General features: G+C 49.0%; 14 protein-coding genes. 6 read left to right on the top strand and 8 right to left on the bottom strand.

What is annotated here, in order from left to right; genetic code table 11:
• Positions 1-4 precede the first annotated feature (4 nt).
• Both S7335_RS07590 and clpB read right to left on the bottom strand, forming a co-directional pair.
• On the bottom strand, positions 5-1,120 hold the full coding sequence (locus tag S7335_RS07590) for a TIGR03032 family protein (protein WP_157620124.1): 1,116 nt from the start codon (positions 1,118-1,120) through the stop codon (positions 5-7).
• Between the two features lie 544 nt (positions 1,121-1,664).
• Positions 1,665-4,280: an ATP-dependent chaperone ClpB gene (gene clpB / locus S7335_RS07585; RefSeq protein ID WP_006453995.1), complete on the bottom strand. Its 2,616-nt coding sequence runs from the start codon at positions 4,278-4,280 to the stop codon at positions 1,665-1,667.
• A 501-nt stretch (positions 4,281-4,781) separates the two neighbouring features.
• Between clpB and S7335_RS07580 the strand changes: the two genes are divergently transcribed.
• Positions 4,782-5,801 (top strand): YihY/virulence factor BrkB family protein, encoded by a 1,020-nt coding sequence (locus S7335_RS07580; RefSeq protein ID WP_227499963.1) that lies wholly within the window; start codon positions 4,782-4,784, stop codon positions 5,799-5,801.
• Between the two features lie 326 nt (positions 5,802-6,127).
• On the opposite strand, the gene S7335_RS28775 is transcribed toward S7335_RS07580, so the two are convergent.
• Positions 6,128-6,271 carry a hypothetical protein gene (locus S7335_RS28775; RefSeq protein WP_006453584.1) on the bottom strand — a complete coding sequence of 48 codons (144 nt, stop codon included), beginning with the start codon at positions 6,269-6,271 and terminating at the stop codon, positions 6,128-6,130.
• 128 nt (positions 6,272-6,399) lie between these two features.
• Between S7335_RS28775 and S7335_RS07575 the strand changes: the two genes are divergently transcribed.
• Positions 6,400-6,957, top strand: a complete 558-nt coding sequence (locus S7335_RS07575; RefSeq protein WP_006456827.1) for an SRPBCC family protein — start codon at positions 6,400-6,402, stop codon at positions 6,955-6,957.
• Positions 6,947-7,666: a class I SAM-dependent methyltransferase gene (locus tag S7335_RS07570; RefSeq protein WP_227499962.1), complete on the top strand. Its 720-nt coding sequence runs from the start codon at positions 6,947-6,949 to the stop codon at positions 7,664-7,666. The genes S7335_RS07575 and S7335_RS07570 overlap by 11 nt, the downstream gene beginning before the upstream one ends.
• A gap of 87 nt (positions 7,667-7,753) precedes the next feature.
• Here the strand turns inward: S7335_RS07570 and S7335_RS07565 are convergent, their stop codons facing one another.
• The 3 genes from S7335_RS07565 to S7335_RS07555 are packed head-to-tail and all read right to left on the bottom strand — an operon-like array spanning position 7,754 to position 10,717.
• Entirely contained in the window at positions 7,754-8,656 is a 903-nt protein-coding gene (locus tag S7335_RS07565) for a rhodanese-related sulfurtransferase (RefSeq protein ID WP_038015854.1), read from the bottom strand.
• A gap of 41 nt (positions 8,657-8,697) precedes the next feature.
• The gene (locus tag S7335_RS07560; RefSeq protein ID WP_006453687.1) at positions 8,698-9,612 is read right to left on the bottom strand and encodes a histone deacetylase; all 915 of its coding nucleotides are present in this window, start codon (positions 9,610-9,612) and stop codon (positions 8,698-8,700) included.
• A gap of 34 nt (positions 9,613-9,646) precedes the next feature.
• On the bottom strand, positions 9,647-10,717 hold the full coding sequence (locus S7335_RS07555; RefSeq protein WP_006456674.1) for a TrkA family potassium uptake protein: 1,071 nt from the start codon (positions 10,715-10,717) through the stop codon (positions 9,647-9,649).
• A gap of 252 nt (positions 10,718-10,969) precedes the next feature.
• Here S7335_RS07555 and S7335_RS07550 point away from each other — a divergent pair, with 252 nt between their 5' ends.
• A complete protein-coding gene (locus tag S7335_RS07550; RefSeq protein ID WP_006455439.1) occupies positions 10,970-11,656 on the top strand; it encodes a methyltransferase in 687 nt (228 codons plus the stop codon).
• A 43-nt stretch (positions 11,657-11,699) separates the two neighbouring features.
• On the opposite strand, the gene S7335_RS07545 is transcribed toward S7335_RS07550, so the two are convergent.
• Positions 11,700-12,632 (bottom strand): CPBP family intramembrane glutamic endopeptidase, encoded by a 933-nt coding sequence (locus S7335_RS07545; RefSeq protein WP_006453881.1) that lies wholly within the window; start codon positions 12,630-12,632, stop codon positions 11,700-11,702.
• 362 nt (positions 12,633-12,994) lie between these two features.
• Positions 12,995-14,911, bottom strand: coding sequence for an ABC transporter ATP-binding protein (locus S7335_RS07540; protein WP_006456865.1), 1,917 nt, complete (start codon positions 14,909-14,911; stop codon positions 12,995-12,997).
• A 195-nt stretch (positions 14,912-15,106) separates the two neighbouring features.
• Between S7335_RS07540 and S7335_RS07535 the strand changes: the two genes are divergently transcribed.
• The gene (locus S7335_RS07535) at positions 15,107-16,189 is read left to right on the top strand and encodes a hemolysin family protein (protein WP_006454871.1); all 1,083 of its coding nucleotides are present in this window, start codon (positions 15,107-15,109) and stop codon (positions 16,187-16,189) included.
• A gap of 24 nt (positions 16,190-16,213) precedes the next feature.
• Entirely contained in the window at positions 16,214-17,944 is a 1,731-nt protein-coding gene (locus tag S7335_RS07530) for a glycosyltransferase family 39 protein (RefSeq protein WP_006455272.1), read from the top strand.
• The last annotated feature ends 89 nt before the right edge of the window (positions 17,945-18,033 follow it).

The raw sequence follows: 18,033 nt of genomic DNA, 5'->3' as shown, positions 1-18,033 counted from the left end.
CGAGTTATTCACCCGCCACCCTGAGTACCCGCCGAATCTCATCACTACGGATGCCAATCGCCTGGGGCCGCCTTACCTGCGGCAACGTCACGACATCGTAGAGTTCTTCTACCACACCCTCTATGCGCAGACTATGCGCCACATCACCACTACGCAAATCAATCACACTCAGCCCACAGCGCGGCGTCGCTTGCTTTGCCTGCAACCGGTCTTCTAGCGGTAGCTCGGCAAAGGTCTTGTTCCCCCGCGACTGCGATAGGCCAACTACTGCAAAGTCGTCCGCAAACGTTAGCCCCCGTAAGTAGCCCGGACAAAACGCCACCGGCTCAAACTTTCCGGTGGCCAAATCAACCTGACCAAACTCGCCCGTACCCGAATTCAGCAGCCACAGCTTGCCCCGATACCACCGCGGCGAATGGGGCATCGAAAGGCCAGTAGCAACCACCTCATTGCTACGCACATCAATCACACAGCCGCCACTTACCCGATGGTCGCGCCAACCATCGGCAACATCGCTTTGACTGACCGCCGTCACATAGGCAGGCTGTCCGTCCTGTAGCGCCAACCCGTTCAGATGGCAGCGGTCTTCTGCGGCTAGTTTGGACAGGAACGGCGGATGCCAAACCGGCCGAAAGCTATGTGTTTCACTCAGGGTGGCTAGGCAGCCAAACAACGTATTGACGAAGACGATACCTGGCGTGCTGACTCGTTCGCCTAGCAGCTTGGAACTTAGCGTATAGTCTGCGGTAGTCATCGCCACATCGTGAATATCAAGATCGCCTGTGACGTAGCTCATCTGCGGGACGTACAAAGCATCGAACTCGCCCGACAGCTGCCCAGGTTCTAGGATATTTTCGAAGCGCCAGAGCTGATAGAGCGAACTCATATAAAGGCTATTGCCTGTTGCGCATAGGCCCATACAGCGTTCGAAGGTGCGTTCAAAAACCGAGAGCCGTCCGTCCTTTTGCAGCCCAATCAAGAAGAGCTTACCGGCCTGGTAGGTAGTAAAGCCAAGACTAAGCGCCTGCTCTGCTAGCCAAGCTGTGAACTGCCGCGAGCCGGTGAGCTCAAGCCTCGGTTGGGGGGTGGCTTGAGCAGGCTGCCTAGAAGACATTGTCATGTGGAATAGCCCCTTTAAACATAGTTAGATGGATAGTTAGATGGTTTATCTAGGTTATGTAGTTTGTTTAGAGTTATGTATATTTAGACTCCTATTAATTTGACAGTATCTTTTCGATAAAAGTCCAACAGCGATGAAAGTCCAACAGCAAGATGTAACTACGCCAATTCGACTGGGAGCGGACCGTCGAAATATAGATAGCTCGCTAAGTGTTAGGAGAGCACGTAATCTACTCCAAACTCGTTAGCAGTATTCTAATAATGAAAGATAACGAAAGTATGAGCGATCGCTATCCTTTGGTTCACCAAGAAGACTTTTGCGCTGGGCCGAAGTCAAGGACATCAACCCAAGGACATTAACCTCTCGATACGATCCCTGATAGCTTCAACATATATGAACGCGCAGGTTGCTAACATGCATTCTTCAAGAAGAATTGATGAAACTTCTTGAAACTAAAAAACTACTAGAAACTAAAAAAGGAGATGGTCATCACCATCTCCTTAAGCAATATATCTATTGAAAAATAGAACACAGAACTAGAAGGCTATGCCGTAACCAGCTCAGCAGGTAAACGCTTGAACGACAAACGTTCGTTTTCTACATCGACGAAGATAGTATCACCCGGTAGAAACTCACTGCGTAGGATTGCCTTAGCGATTTTAGTTTCTATCTCTCTTTGAATAGCCCGCTTGAGTGGACGAGCACCATAGGTCGGGTCGTAGCCAACATCGGCTAAGAAGTCTAGAGCAGCATCAGAAAGTTTTAGCGCTAGCTTGCGCTCTTCTAAGCGAGCTTCCAAACGTTTAATTTGAATTTTGACGATGTCGCGCAGCTGTGATTTCACTAGCGCATGGAAGATGATAATTTCGTCAATGCGATTGAGAAATTCAGGGCGGAACTGACTACGCAGAGCATCTGTGACCCGCGATCGCATCTCATCATACTGAGTATCATCACCCGCAATATCTAGAATATACTGCGACCCGATGTTGCTAGTCATGATGATAATTGAGTTGGTAAAGTCAACCGTACGACCTTGTGAATCGGTAATACGACCATCGTCTAATACCTGCAAAAGAATGTTGAAGACATCGGGATGAGCTTTTTCAATCTCGTCAAAAAGAATCACAGCAAACGGACGGCGACGAACGGCCTCAGTCAGCTGTCCACCTTCGTCATAGCCGACATATCCAGGAGGAGCACCGACTAGGCGAGAAACAGAATGCTTCTCCATATATTCGGACATATCAATCCGAACCATTGCCTCTTCGGTATCAAATAGATAGCTAGCTAGGGCTTTAGCCAGCTCAGTTTTGCCCACGCCAGTGGGTCCAAGGAAGATAAAGCTAGCCATAGGCCGATCAGGATCGGCCAGTCCCGCACGCGATCGCTGAATAGAATCAGCCACCGCAGTTACTGCCTCATCTTGACCAATCACCCGTTGATGCAGTTCATCTTCTAGGTTCAACAACTTCTGCATCTCTGACTCAACTAGCTTGCTAAGTGGAATGCCCGTCCATTTAGAGATAATTTCAGCAATATCTGCTTCAGTCACTTCTTCACGCAGCAGCGTTTTACCCGAGACCTGTGTTTCTGCAAGCGCTGCTTCTGCCTGACTCAGCTTGTCTTGTAGCTTAGTTAATTTGCCATACTTCAGCTCAGCGCCGCGGTTGTAGTCGTAGTTACGCTCCGCTTGTTCAATCTCAACATTGACATGATCAATCTCTTCTTTGATCGACTGGATATTGCCGATAGTGTCCTTCTCAGACTGCCACTGAGCACTCAGCTCAGCCTGCTCTTCTTTAAGGTTAGCCAGTTCTTCTTCTAGCCGTTCTAACCGCTCAATAGAACCGGCATCGCTTTCTTTTTGCAAAGAAAGGCGTTCCATCTCTAGCTGAAGTATCTTGCGATCAACCTCATCTAGCTCTTCAGGCTTAGAAGTGATCTCCATTTTCAGCTTAGCAGCAGCTTCGTCAACTAGGTCAATGGCCTTATCTGGAAGGAATCTATCGCTAATATACCGAGTCGATAAAGCAGCAGCAGCAACCAACGCGTTGTCGGCAATCTTCACACCGTGATGTACTTCATATCGCTCTTTAAGTCCGCGCAGAATAGAAACAGTATCTGCTACGGATGGCTGGTCAACATATACCTGCTGGAATCGTCTTTCGAGCGCTGCGTCTTTTTCTATATGCTGGCGATATTCATCCAAAGTCGTTGCACCAATACAGCGTAGCTCACCACGCGCTAGCATCGGTTTCAACAAGTTCCCAGCATCCATCGCGCCTTGGGTCGCACCTGCACCGACAACAGTATGAATCTCGTCAATAAATAGAACAATCTGACCAGTAGATTCGGTAACTTCTTTTAGAACTGCTTTGAGCCGTTCTTCAAACTCGCCTCGATACTTGGCACCTGCAATCAAAGCGCCCATATCTAGCGAGATTAGTGTGCGATCTTGTAGAGATTGAGGCACGTCGCCACGCACAATACGCTGAGCTAGTCCTTCTGCGATCGCAGTTTTACCCACCCCTGGTTCACCGATCAGCACCGGATTGTTCTTTGTTCGACGAGACAAAATCTGAATGGTTCGACGAATTTCATCGTCGCGTCCAATCACAGGATCTAGTCGACCTTCACGAGCATATTCAGTCAAGTCGCGGCCATATTTCTCCAGTGATTCGTACTTTACTTCAGGGTTTTGATCGGTCACTTTGTGAGTTCCTCTTATCTGCGTGATCGCTTGGGTGAGATCGTTTTCTTTGATACCAAAAGCCTTGAACAGACCTCGGCCAAAGTGTTCGTCGCCTACAAAGCCAAAGACCAAATGCTCAACGGAAATAAAATCGTCTTCTAACTTCTGGCGGTAGCTGTCGGCTCTATCAAGTAGGGTGCTGGTGTGTTTGCCAATATAAACCGACTCACTATTACTAACCTTAGGCTGCTTGTCGATAAAATCCTGAGTGTATGAACGCATGTCTTCAACGGACACACCCAGCTTCTGGAAAATTCGTGGGGCTAGTCCTTCTTGATCTAGAAGCGCCAGCATCAGGTGCTCTGGCTCTAGCTGTTGCTGACTTGATTGCTTGACAACTTCTATAGTGCTATCTAGAGCACTTCGAACTTTCTCAGTAAACTTATTGGGGTCGTTGATTTGCATGGCTTCTATCCTCAAGCACTTACTTTCGGCTTCTAATTAGACAGATCCGCCATAGACGTGTCCTCTTCTGGCCACTGCACTCTCATAACAGCAGCTACAGCTGTAGATTGGTGCTCGTAAGCCTTGTTCTATACACTTCAGGCGGTTTTTGATATCGCTGTAGATGTCTATATTGTAAAGATCGAGCCAGCTCCTTGCGATTCGGTGTTCACGGCTTCAAAAGGTAGGTATTGCCGCCCTGATCTCCCTACCGCCAGCAATGGGGAACTGTAATGCTTTAGAGCTGTAACGTTCTAAAACTATGACACTACAGCTTTCGTCTTATGGCGACTAGTCAGACAAATATCCATTGGAGCGTTTTTAGAGAGTAAGTCCTAAGAAGAAGGCAACTAGTGTTAGATAAGTCTAGATCTACCGATATGTCAAAATACGAGAGATCTCTCAGCTAATGCCCAGTCACCGTCTAGATAGCTGACTTTATACATACCCATCGAAACCTTTGTGGCCTCACGTCATCGCGCCGTTTCCAAAAAACTATACGCAACCTATCGCAATCAAAGGCCGCTACAGCGAATTCGGCACGTATTGTCGCCGATTGAATTTGTTCGCTTCTTGAGCTATCTCAACCTGCTGACGGTGCGCCGAGTTGTTCGTAATACGTTTCGCCAACGGCTGCCAAGCTTAGCTTCTGAAATGGCTTACAACTCTATGCTCGGCCTGTTCCCGGCGATTCTGGCTCTATTCACCGCAATTGGCATCTTTAGCCCCCTTCAGTCTACATTTTTGAAGCTGGCTCAACAGCTCAGCGAAGTCGCCCCTGCTGGCGTGCCAGAGCTGATCTATGGCTTTGAAGCGGTAGTCACTGATCAGCCTAGTCGAGGCTTATTCTCAGTGAGTTTTGCTTTTGCGCTGTGGGCTTCGTCTGGGGCCATGAGCGCAGCAATGCGGGCGCTAGATCAAATGCAGCAAATCCCTATACGGCGGCGGCGGCCTTTTTGGAAGGCACGACTGGTTTCGATTACGCTCACGTTAGGCACGATCGCGCTACTGATTTCTGCTTCCTGCTTTGTCTTCATCAGTGAATGGGCAGTGGGTCAACTCATCTACTACAGCCGAGGAGACATCGGCTCATGGATGGCAAAGGCCTGGGGATACTCTCGCTGGCCCCTAGCGCTAAGCATCATGTCGTCTGCGTTTGCTTTTATCTATCGATTTGGGCCTAGCCGCTGGACGCCAGGAAAGCCAATCATGCCTGGCGCGGTTCTAGCTGCGCTCTCTTGGGCGGTGATTTCCAGCCTGTTCCGGCTGTACGTGGCTCACTTTGGTAATTTTGTCTATAGCGCGGTGGCGACGGTAATCGTACTATTGCTGTGGCTGTGGCTAACATCCTTGGTTATGCTAATTGGCGACTTGCTAAATTTGACCGTGTGCAGAGCAATGATTGAACGGCATAAACGCGAGCTAGCGCATCGACTGCAAACTATTGAAGACAAACACGCTCAGGCAGGCGAGTATGAGTAGCCACAGCACAATTCCTGGTAGAAACGATAAAAGCGTAAGCCCCCGTAAGATCCATATCGCAAGCGTCAGACAAATAAGTAGCAGCAGCAGCTGAGAGCCAGGAGTAAGGCGAAAGCGGTTGAACATGGTTAAGACGCCTCTATTTGTAGTTACCAATACAGGATGTAGTTACAAATGCAGGGATCAATAAATAAATCTATACATTTGGTAAGATCGAATACGATTTCATCTATGGGGTCGCTGTTAATGTTTGTTCGCAGGCGGAAGTTTCGGAAGCGCTCGGTATTATTTCTGTTTGGGTACTATTGCGACTTCTACAACGTCTGCTAAAGGTGAATGCCGCGATTGAGTGCTGGGGCACTCTCTAACCGTGGCAGTTCAACCATGACAGCAGCAAGGATGGGCGAATTTACTGAAAGTTCATCCATTCCTTGCATGGACTTAACCTGCTTTTCTACAGGAGCGAGCAATAATGGGACTGTTCTCAGACTGGCTATAGAGTCTGACGAGTAATGTGTCGTTCGGCCACAATCATACGTGTGGTTGCAAGCTTGGTTACAAGAAGGCAAAGTTCGTTTTACTTATTCCTCTGGATTTTATGACAGTTTCTTCGACTCTTTGCGCACCCGATGCTGTAACGCTACAGCAAGAAAAGTCTTTACTACAGGGTGATGTGCTGATCTCGATGTCACCTACGAATAAAGGAGCCGCAGTGACCGCTACGATGTATGTGCCGATGATGCGATCGCAAACTTGGCAGCAGCTAACTGACTACAGCAAATGGGTTCACTACTTTCCAGACATCGTGCAAAGTCAAGTATTAGAAGCTAAGCATCAGACTAAAACTCATTTGGCCACCCGCAGACTTTACCAGGTTGCTCGCAAAGCCTTCATGATGTTCTCTGCCCAGGTAGAGATCTACCTCCAAGTGATCGAGACGCTGCACCAGAACATCCAGTTTCGCTTCGAGCGGGGTACTTTTTCAGATTTTGCTGCCGATTTGACCTTAGAAGACTACGGTGCAGGTACGCTAATTACCTATTCTGTCAAGGCAACGCCACTGATCCCGGTGCCTAGCTTTCTGATTGAACAGGCGATACGCTATGACTTACCCGGTAATATGAAGACAATGCGTAGCGTAATGTGTGCGGCGTAAGCCTCTCGCAGCCGCCGAGTCCCAGCCGCCGATTCCACATGTCTCAATGTCTAATCAATCAATTGGTCTAGGCGATCGCCTGCACGACTATCTACTGTCGGCATCGCTTAGGGAACTGCCTGTTCAAACGGAGTTAAGAAAGCGGACGGCCCAGCATCCTCAGTCGAGAATGCAAATCTCGCCTGAGCAAGGTCAGTTCATGGCGCTGCTAGTGCAGCTAATCAATGCCAAAAAGACGCTGGAAATTGGTGTCTTTACCGGCTACAGCACTTTGAGTGTGGCATTAGCGCTACCAGACGAGGGGCGCATAGTAGCCTGCGACGTGAATGAAAAAGACTGTGCGATCGCTCGTGCCTACTGGAAGAAAGCCAATGTCGCCCACAAAATAGAGTTACGAATTGCACCTGCTCTAGAAACGCTCGACAATCTCATCGCTAATAGAGAATCCGACACCTTCGACTTTGCCTTTATCGACGCTGACAAAAGCAACTACGACAGCTACTACGAAAAATCGCTGCAGCTAGTCAGACCAGGGGGCCTCATCGCTATAGACAATATGCTCTGGTATGGCCGCGTCGCCGATCTTGACATACAAGATAAGAGAACCCAGCGTATTCGAGCTTTGAATGAGAAAGTGCGAAATGATGAGAGAGTGACAATGAGTCTGTTGCCTATTGGTGACGGGCTACTACTTATTCTGAAAAACTAGAGGTTGAGAAGCTCTATAGCATCTGAACACATACTCAAAAGTCAGGCCATGCCTAAAGCAGCCATTTGGATCTCATTCTTTTAATCGTTAGATTTTAGACGCATTGTTCTTGTTTGCATTTAAGTGGCGCTGCCTTTTTCTTTCTCGAAGGCGATCGCGCTTCTCCTTTGTCAGCTCTTTAATACAGTGAGGGCAAGATACCTCACTCTCATAGTCGGCCGAGTGTTGATCTGCCCTAGAAACAGGATGCCCGCAGGCATAGCACATGGCATAGGTACCCGGTTCGAGGCCGTGCTTGATAGCAACCCGCTCATCAAAAACAAAACACTCTCCTTTCCACAAGCTTTCTTCTTCTGGAACTTCTTCAAGGTACTTTAGGATGCCACCTTTAAGATGATAAACCTCTTCAAAACCTTGAGCGAGCATGTATGAAGACGCTTTCTCGCAGCGAATACCGCCTGTGCAAAACATTGCAACTTTCTTGTTCTTTTTAGGATCTAGGTTTTCTTTTACATAGTCAGGAAATTCATTGAAAACTTCTGTCTGAGGATTATTAGCGCCTTGAAAAGTGCCCATACCGACCTCATAATTATTACGAGTGTCGATAACAGTAACTTCTGGGTCAGCAATAATCTCGTTCCACGCTTTAGCAGAGACATAGGTTCCAACTTGCTGCGTAGGGTTAAGCTCTGGTAAGCCAATGGTGACAATCTCTTTTTTTAGGCGGACTTTAAGCTTTTCAAATGGCAGCTTGCTAGCAGACGATTTTTTAATATCCAGACTAGCTAAGCGCGAATCGGTACAGATATAGGCTAAGACTGTATCGATGCCTTCGTGGGTTCCAGCGATAGTGCCGTTGATACCTTCTGCTGCTAGTAAGATAGTGCCCTTGACCTGTTGTTGCTCACAAAGATCTCTAAGCGGCAGCTGCAGATCTGCGTAGTCGTTCAGATCTGCGAACTTGTAGAAAGTGGCAACAGTAACAGACATGTTGACGGCGGTCGTTAAGTAAGACATCTTGGCATTAGGTTCTATTTTGCCACTAACACCGACTTAGCGGCGCGATGTAGCAGCGAATGGCGATAGATCAAGGCATCCATATCCTCGCCGTAGCCACCGCCGATGACGCAAGCAATCGGATAGCCGGCGCTGTAGCAGGTTTGAAGGACAAGGCGATCGCGCTGATATATCCCTTCATCTGTGAGCGCTAGCTTACCTAATCGATCGTCTTTATGCACGTCTACGCCCGCATCGTAAAGGACTAGATCAGGGTTGACTTGGGCTAGAAGCGGATAGAGATGTGATCGCAGCGTTGCCAAATACACGGCATCTCCAGTATCTTCATCAAGGGCTACGTCTAGATCGCTCTGTTGCTTGCGACCAGGAAAGTTAGCTTTGCAGTGCATCGAAAACGTAAAAACACTAGGATCGTCTTTGAAGATGAAAGCACTACCATCTCCTTGATGGACGTCTAGATCGATAATTAAGGCGCGGTGAATTAGGTTTTGGGACTGTAGGACTTTGATAGCGATCGCTAAGTCATTGAAAATGCAAAAGCCTGAGCCATAGTCTGGAAAAGCATGATGAGTGCCGCCCGCCGTGTTGCAGGCGATGCCATGCTTTAGAGCTAGTTTTGCAGTTAATATCGTACCGCCTACAGCGGTGCAGGTTCTTTGAACTAAGCCTGGACTCCAGGGCAAACCAATGCGCCTTTGAGCTTTAGTCTCTATACTGCCACTGCAATAGGCCTGAACGTAGTCGGCTGTGTGGACTAGCTCTAGCCAGTCCACCGGGGGCGCTCCAGGCTGAAAGATTTGCGCTTCTGTGATGATGCGATCGCGCACGAGTAGATCCCGCAGCAGCCGAAATTTTGGCATTGGAAAGCGGTGACCATCTGGCAAAGGTGTCACATAAGCCGGATGATAGACAACAGGAAAACTAGTCACAGGTGTAAGAGAAAGGCCAACTAACGTCTAGCAACTAGCGAACTCTAGCACCTCGATAGCGTAGCTGGGACCTCACTGCATGTCTTTGGGCAAAGTTGGGCATATCTTCCTGATGACCCATGATCATAACGATATCTCCTTCGTGTAGCGCTTCATTGGGCTGGGGATGGATAACAACTTCCCCATCAGATCTTCTTAGAGCAACAATGATAAAAGTGCCTCGACCACGCAGTTCAACATCAGCGATCGTTCTTCCGACTAAAGGGGACCTTGCTCGAACCGAGAGCTCATTCATTTGAATGTCGATCTCGGCTAGCATCTGATTGAGATTGGCACGGCCGTCATCTTTAGATAAAAAATTGACAGCGCTAGGATGCGAGATTAAGTGCGCTATACGCAACGCTCCGATGCTAGCTGGCAAAACAACCTCATCAGCGCCAGCCAGGCGTAGCTTTTTCTCTGAAGACGGTAGCGTTCCCCTTGCCACCACCATGAGCTGCGGGTTGAGTTCTTTGGCAGTCAGACTAATAAATACATTAGCCGCATCTTCGGGCAGAACGGTCGCTAAGGCGCGAGCACGATCAATACCCACAGCTTTGAGCTGGTCTTCGTCGGTTGCATTCCCTAAGTAGACCAGGTAGCCTAATACTTGAGCCGCGTTAATGCGGTCCGGGTTGCGATCCAAGACAATAAAGCGTTGGTCGTCTGCCTCAAGTTTTTGGGTGAGCATCTGACCCATACGACCGTATCCGCAGACGATTACATGATTAGCTAAGTTCTGGATTTCTTGGGTCATTTGTCTAAGTTTAAGCGCTCGGCGAAGTTCGCCTTCGGTTACGAGTTGGACAAAGCCCGCTACGATGTAAGCCACCGATAGCGCGCCAGCAAAGATGACGAAGATAGTAAACAACCGTATTGAGGTGGTTTCGAGAGGATTGACTTCTCCATAGCCCACCCCAAAGACGGTGATGACCACCATATAGATAGCGTCTAGCAGCGTCCATCCAGCTAAAATATAGCCAACAACCGCGACCAGAATCGTGACCAGGAAGAATAGTGCGCCAGTCCGGATGCGCTGAAATGGACTCGTTAGAGGAGGACGCAATCGACTGTACTCTCTGATGTGGTAGGACAGGAAATATGGCTACACCCTAGCGGGCACTGGGCGTTAGAAGTGTATTGGTAGTCACCTTCATCTGTAGCTTAGTAAGAAAGCTCAGTGAGAATATACAAAAGGTATCGGACAGAGCCTTAGATGCCCTTAGATCTAGAGTCTATTGCTGTAATACGCGTGTAGCATACTTATAGCGTTTGTTGCCCTAACTCTATCTTGCGCTTGCCTTCGTGATCCACCTCTATGTCTGCTGATTCCTCCGCCTTCTTACACACTACGCCATTAGAAGCAGTGACCCAGCGGCTGCACAAATCTATCACTGTCGGTTCAAAGACGTTTCAAATCGCCTATCCGGGCAATGCAGACGAGCTACTCGATCATCCAAGCACTCAAGATGCCTTCCATGTCGATCAATATATGCCTTACTGGGCGGAGCTTTGGCCTTCTTCACAGATGCTGAGCAATGTGCTGATACAACAAACTTGGCCCGCTAACCATCGGGCGCTTGAAATAGGCTGCGGTGTGGGCTTAGCGGGGATTGTGGCGCTTTCTTTGGGCATGCATGTTACTTTCAGCGACTATGACGCGACAGCCGTAGAGTTTGCAGCAGAAAATGCGATCGCCAATGGTTTCACCCACTTCGACAAGCTTCCTCTCGATTGGCGCTTCCCTCCTAATTTCCAGGTGCCTTTACTTCTAGCCGCCGACGTCATCTATGAAGAGCGCAACATCGCGCCATTGGTTACTTTCATTCAGACCGTACTAGAGCCAGGGGGTATTTGCCTACTCAGCGATTCCGATCGATCGACCAAGGGCGAATTCCGCTACGCTCTTAAGCAGGCTAATCTTAGGTTTGAACGTCAATCGAACAGCGTAGAAGGGTACGAGGGACATAAGGTAAAAGGTAGCGTCTACAGGATCTATCGATAGACTGTGCCCACCTTTACGGTTTCATCCTTGTCGACTTCTATCTTCAATCTCTTCCAGGATGCCTCAGCAGTCTAAACACAATAAAGGAAAATATCCATAGCATCAGTGCCGTAGAGATAACAATAGCGAAACTTGCTTCAAACTCGCTGATACGAAAAATCGCTGGGGAGGGGATTGCACTGTTGTCACTAGTCACTAGTAGGAAAGTAGCGATGTTGTTAGCCGCGTGAACACCCAACGCTAGCTCTAGACCGTTGTCTTTAAGGGTGAGCCAAGCTAAGAATGCACCAATCATGAAGTAATAGATAACTAAGCTAGCAACGGCGTCCCAGCTATCTTGAGTGATGACCTCAGGGTTGGATAGATGTAACAACATAAACAACAAAGAGGGGAGAAGAATAGCCAGCCATTTGCCAAAACGGTAGCCGATACCTTGTAGAAGATATCCTCTAAAAAAGAGTTCTTCTGTTGAAGTTTGTAGAGAAGTTAGAACAACAACAGTCGGCAAGAATCCAAGAAAGGGCCATAGCCGAAAGTTAAGCGCGAACGTTTGCGGCGAAAGCGCATAGCTGATAGCTGTCTGAATGACGACAAGCAGAAAGTAGACGGCGAATCCTTGGCCGATCCGCCGCCAGCTAATTTGATTCGTAGATGTGATCAAAGTCTGAAAGGGTCGTCTGTGAAGAAAACGAACTGATAGATAGAGACCGAACAAGAAGAAGGGAAACGCTAGATTGTAGACAATGTAGAGAACTAGAGGCGAAACACCCACGATGAAAGGCTGACCAGCGGCTACTGCTTCTGGCGAAAGCACTTCGGTATTTGGATTGTTATCGTTAGTGATATAGGCGACGAATAGCCCTAATGTGAGCGTACCGCCAGCAATAAACAGAAAGAGTGTGAAAAAACAGCCCGCTAGATATCGCCACCAGTGATTTCTACCTTGGCGGGCGAGCTGAATATAAGCGTTGGTCATGGAGAACTGTAGTACTGAGTGAGTTAGAACCTTATTGCGTTACATCCCTGGACTCAGTATGTTAGCGATCAAAAATACGCCTTCTATAAATATGTACGTAAATACACGTAGACTTTAAGAAAAAAATATTTGTTGACTTATATTCTTAAAGCGCGCTTCAACTAGGCTTTTGTGTCTCGGCATGAAGAAGTCAGTCCGCTCTGAAACTTTATAGGTATGGACTATTTTATACGTACTTGTTTGGCTATCAGCAACCCATCTGCTACCTAGAGATATATGGGCACCGTAAATACAGGCGCACGTATATAGACGCACCTACTGACACACAAAGGACGCCGAGCAAAGTAAAGTATACGAGTGGATTAGAGAAGTGCCTTTTGTCTTTCTCTTTCTGTTTGTAAGTCTTGAATTCTTTTTAAGGTGCCTTCTGGAATAGCCGAAATCAGCTGACGAGTATAGTCTCGGCGTGGACGCTGGTAGATCTCTTCGGCAGGGCCAATCTCTTCAATACGGCCTTGATTCATGACCATGATCCGATCGCTCATAAATTTCACGACCCCTAGATCATGCGAGATAAAGATATAGGTAAGCTTGAATTCTGCTTGTAGCTCCTTGAGTAGGTTCAACACCTGAGCCTGCACCGAGACATCCAAGGCTGATACCGATTCATCACAAACAATAAACTTGGGGCTAAGTGCAAGCGCCCTAGCAATACATACCCGCTGCCTTTGTCCCCCTGAGAACTCGTGCGGAAAGCGATTGAGACAGTGCGGATCGAGGCCAACCCGTTCTAGCAGATACTCGACGCGCTCTTTGAGATTCTTTCTGCGGCGGATGACACCATGAATCTTCAGCGGCTCGGCGATCGCATTGCCGATGCTCATCCTAGGATTGAGCGAGCTATACGGATCTTGAAAAATCACCTGCATTTCTCGGCGACGCTTGCGCATTTGCCCGCCTCGCAACTGCGTCAGCTCTCTTCCTTCAAACCACACCTTCCCACCCATCGGCTTGACAAGCTGTAATAGCGCTCGGCCTAGCGTCGTCTTGCCACAGCCTGATTCACCCACCAGGCCAAAGGTCTCACCCTGGTATACCTCAAAGGAAACTTCATTGACTGCCATTACATAGCGCTCTATTCGACCAAAAACGCCTTGCACCGGATAGCCAACCTTTAAGTTTTCAACAGTGATTAACGGCCCCTTCTCTTCTAGATCGTTTAGCCGAATCTGCATCTCGCGAGGGCTAATTTCTCGTATGGGAGGAAGCCCAGTTCCATAATTGTCTTGAGACTTGGCTTGAATGATGCGATCGCCTTCTGGACTGACCACTTCTTCCATGTAGTCTGAGACTGTGGGTAGCTGGCGTAACCTTTGATCCGGTCGCGGACGGCAGGCTAGTAATCCTTGCGTATATGGATGTTGGGGCGATTTGAAGATGTCGAGCACCGCCCCGGTTTCCACAATTTTGCCTTGGTACATCACCGCCACTTGATCAGCAATTTCCGCAATGATACCTAGATCGTGGGTGATGAAGATCATTGACATGCCCCGGCGATCGCGCAGTTCCCTTAGCAGATCTAGAATTGTGGACTGCACAGTGACATCAAGCGCGGTTGTCGGTTCATCCGCAATCAGCAAAGATGGGTTAGACGAGAGCGCCATCGCAATCATCAGCCGCTGAATCTGCCCGCCCGAGAGCTGGTGCGGAAAGCGATCTAGCATTGCTCTTTGACGGCGCTTAACTTCCCGACTAACCACAGCACTGTCTTCGCTATTAAGCTCTAGCCGCACCTGCTCGAACATCTGCATCTCTGGTGGCAGTAGACGAACCTCTATAAGCTGGGCGATCGCCTGCTCGTACGCCGCCTGTTTAGAAATCCGCTGGTGCTGGCGAATCGCCTCTACTAGCTGAAAGCCACAGGTGTAGACTGGGTTGAGCGAACTCATGGGTTCTTGAAAGATCATAGCGATTTGGCAACCCCGATAGTGCCGCATCTGCCGCTTGGAGACCTGTTGAAGATCAACTACAGACCCATTGCTAGGTTTAAAGAGCACCTGTCCGTTAGTCACCCTTCCTGGTGGAGTTGGAACTAGGCCCATCACCGCTAACGAGGTAACAGACTTGCCAGAGCCTGATTCACCCACGATGCCGATAGTCTGACCACGCGCTAAGCGAAACGAAACGTTGTCTACTGCGCGAAGGCTATCACTCCCCTGCTCTTCTGCCGTTGCGAATTCAACAGTTAGACCTTGAACATCTAAGATGGTGTCACTCATAAGGGGAATGCAGTTTTAGTAAAGGATCGACCATGATTGGCATCAATTATGATCGGCTCATTCATCATTGCCAAGCATCATATCTTGGAAATGATGAATGAGCTGTGAGAGTAGTGGTAAATTTCCCTGACTAGTCTCATCGATTTTTTGCTCGGTTTCTCATGAGTGGGTGAATACTCATTCGACATCTTTTTCATGTTTCAACTTGCGGCTGCTGTATTTATTGTCATTTTGGGTTCTGCCCTCTGTTCTGGGACTGAGACGGCCTTGCTCTCAATTCCACTGCTACGAGCCAAACAGCTTGCCCAAAACAAGCCTAGCCCAGGTGCGATCGCACTACTAAACATCCGGCAGCATGTCACTCGGCCCATTGCAACCATCGTTATCCTCAACAATATTTTCAACATTGTCGGCAGCATTGTCGTCGGTCGAATCGCCACTACCCTATTTAGCAATACAGGAATCGGTATCTTCTCGGCAGTGCTAACGTTTGCAATTATCCTCTTTGCTGAAATTTTGCCAAAGACGGTAGGCGAGCGCTATGCGGAAAACATCAGCCTGATAGTCGCCATTCCCGTGCGCGGAGCCACCGTTATCTGTACGCCTTTGATTTGGCTACTAGAAAAAATTACCGCGCCGCTAACGAAGGGGAATAGACGGCCTATCACCAATGAATCAGAGATCAGGCTGCTGACTATCCTCGGCTACCAAGAAGGCCTAATCGAGGATGACGAGGCCGAAATGATCGATCGTGTTTTTCGACTAAACGACCTAATGGCCGCAGACATTATGACGCCTAGGGTGGCGATCACCTTTATCCCAGGCTCTGCCATCTTACGAGAAGTTCAAGATGAGATTATCAGTTCTCAGCACACCCGCATTCTAGTGATCGAAGAAGATCTCGATCACGTTATTGGCGTTGCCCTAAAAGCAGAGCTGCTAGCAGCCTTGGTCCAAGGGCATGGGGAAGCCACCGTCAAAAGCGTGATGCGCCAAGTCCACTACGTCCCTGATACCGAGCGCACCGATCGACTGATCAAGACCTTCCAATCCTTGCGCGAGCATCTCATGGTCGTTGTAGATGAATACGGCGGCGTCTCTGGCGTAGTGACACTAGAAGACACTTTAGAAGTCCTTACAGGCGAGATTGTCGATGAAACCGATCGCAATGTAGACTTGCAAGCGCTCGCTAGACAGAGGCAAAAGCGGATTCTGCGGCGTAGCGGTTTTCGCAAAACCACCCGAACCCCGCCACCACCGCACCTGCCTACCTCCTAGACCGACTTCACTGCCCCCATTCCTATGCAGCTTGATCGACGAAACCTCCTTATACTCTTTGGCTGGACTGCTCTTTTACTCGCGAGCAGCCAGGTCTATCCCAGCTTCATGGCTCACGATGAAGGCAACTACGCGCTAGAGAGCCGCTTCATGCTCGAATCCGGCGAGTGGTTAGGGCGGCGATTCTGGGATAGTGTGCTCTTCACGCATGGCATTTTGCTGAACTGGCTAATCATGCTGAGCTATCAACTGTTTGATTTACCTAGCCTCAGTGCAGATTGGGCTGTGCGAGTGACGCGGCTACCCACGTTCAGCGCCTGTTTGCTCGCAGTGGCTTTGACCTATATGGTGGGCAAGCAAATCTTTGAACAGCAACGGTGGCCGTATGCTCAGAATGCGGCTCGGCTAGGACTCTTATCTGGGCTGCTGATTATGCTGTTTCCGGTGTGGATGCAGTTTAGCCACCTAGCAACTCAAGACATCATGCTGGTGAGCGTGGAACTACTCGCAATTTGGGCTCTGTTAAGAGCAGAGGTTCAGACGGCCAAGAAAAAGCGGTTGACGTTGGGTTTTCTCGCAGGCACCATGTTTGGGCTTGGCTTTTTGATTAAAACGTTTATGGTAGTGCTGCCGGCGATCGCGCTTCTCCCCTATCTTATCTTCGAGCAGCGTCGCCATCGGCATCTGACGAACTGGGGAATTTATATCGGACTGATTGTCGGCTTCATCCCGGCGGCCTTATGGATAGGCTTTAGCGTAGCTCAGTACGGTTCGTGGGTACTCGATTCGATGTTTGGCAAGCTCGTTGAGCTTAGCGATCAACCGTATCATTCGGATGGGGGGCTATTCTACTATTTTTGGAATATCCCGGTAAATATGTTTCCGTGGGCGCTGTTCTCAGTCATTGGGGCGGGGATAGTGCTGCGACAACCCAGATTCTGGACAGGTTTGTCGTCATTTAAGCCGCAAGCGGCCTATCCACATCGATGGCTGCTACTGTATCCGTTTATCTTGACAGCATTGCTAATGGCGTTTGCGACCAAAACACCGTACTACGCACTACAACTGCACCCTTTCTTAGCTTGGTTTGCCGCGGTTGGCCTCTACCAGATTGCTACGCAGCCTCTAGGTTGGCCCCGTCATCTACTGAGCTATAGCTTTTCAGCACTGGGGCTGATAGTGGTAGGAATCGCGATCGCTAGCTACCTAATCTCGTTCGGTTTTCTAGTAGACGTTCGTCCCTATGCGCCTATCGGTCTTGTTCTAGGAATTGGCTGGGCTTTACTACCTGTCTTCCAGAACCGAGCGCAGCAATGGTTGGCAACCTGGCTAGTTCCGGTTTGGCTAGCGCTAGGGATGGCTGGCGTTGGTGGCTTTTTGGGCAATTACAGCGCCAGGACGCAGGCAGCGGCCACAACTGAGCCGATTGCGTCACTGGTACAAGATACTCCAATGAATTTCATCCTCAGTCCTGAGCAGCCCTCAGCACTACACAAAGATTTGATTATTTTGGCGTTTCATACGCCTCGTATTGGCCAGCTCAATCCTCCGATTGAAACGATGTCAGCGGGCACTTACGTGTGGGTTGGCAAAGGGGAAGAAGTCTTTAAAGGTGAGCAGCTTGATCGCACCCAGGCTGATGTCCGTGACGGGCGATCGCAGTTCTCGCCGAATCCTATCTCGCCGGGTCCTCATGGCGAAATCAACTATGAGACAGTAATAGAGCTAGACAACTGGCGTCTCATTCGCCTGTAAAATCTTAAACCAGCTCGACTTTTTCTCTACCTTATCTTTGTCCCGTGCTCAAGACCCTTGCACCGCCGCTCCATCCTTACAGGGCTCAC

This window comes from Synechococcus sp. PCC 7335 (assembly GCF_000155595.1).
In the GTDB taxonomy this organism is placed as follows: Bacteria; Cyanobacteriota; Cyanobacteriia; order Phormidesmidales; family Phormidesmidaceae; genus Phormidesmis.
The sequence above is the reverse complement of the archived record's forward strand: the minus strand, read 5'-3'. Positions and strand labels throughout refer to the sequence as shown.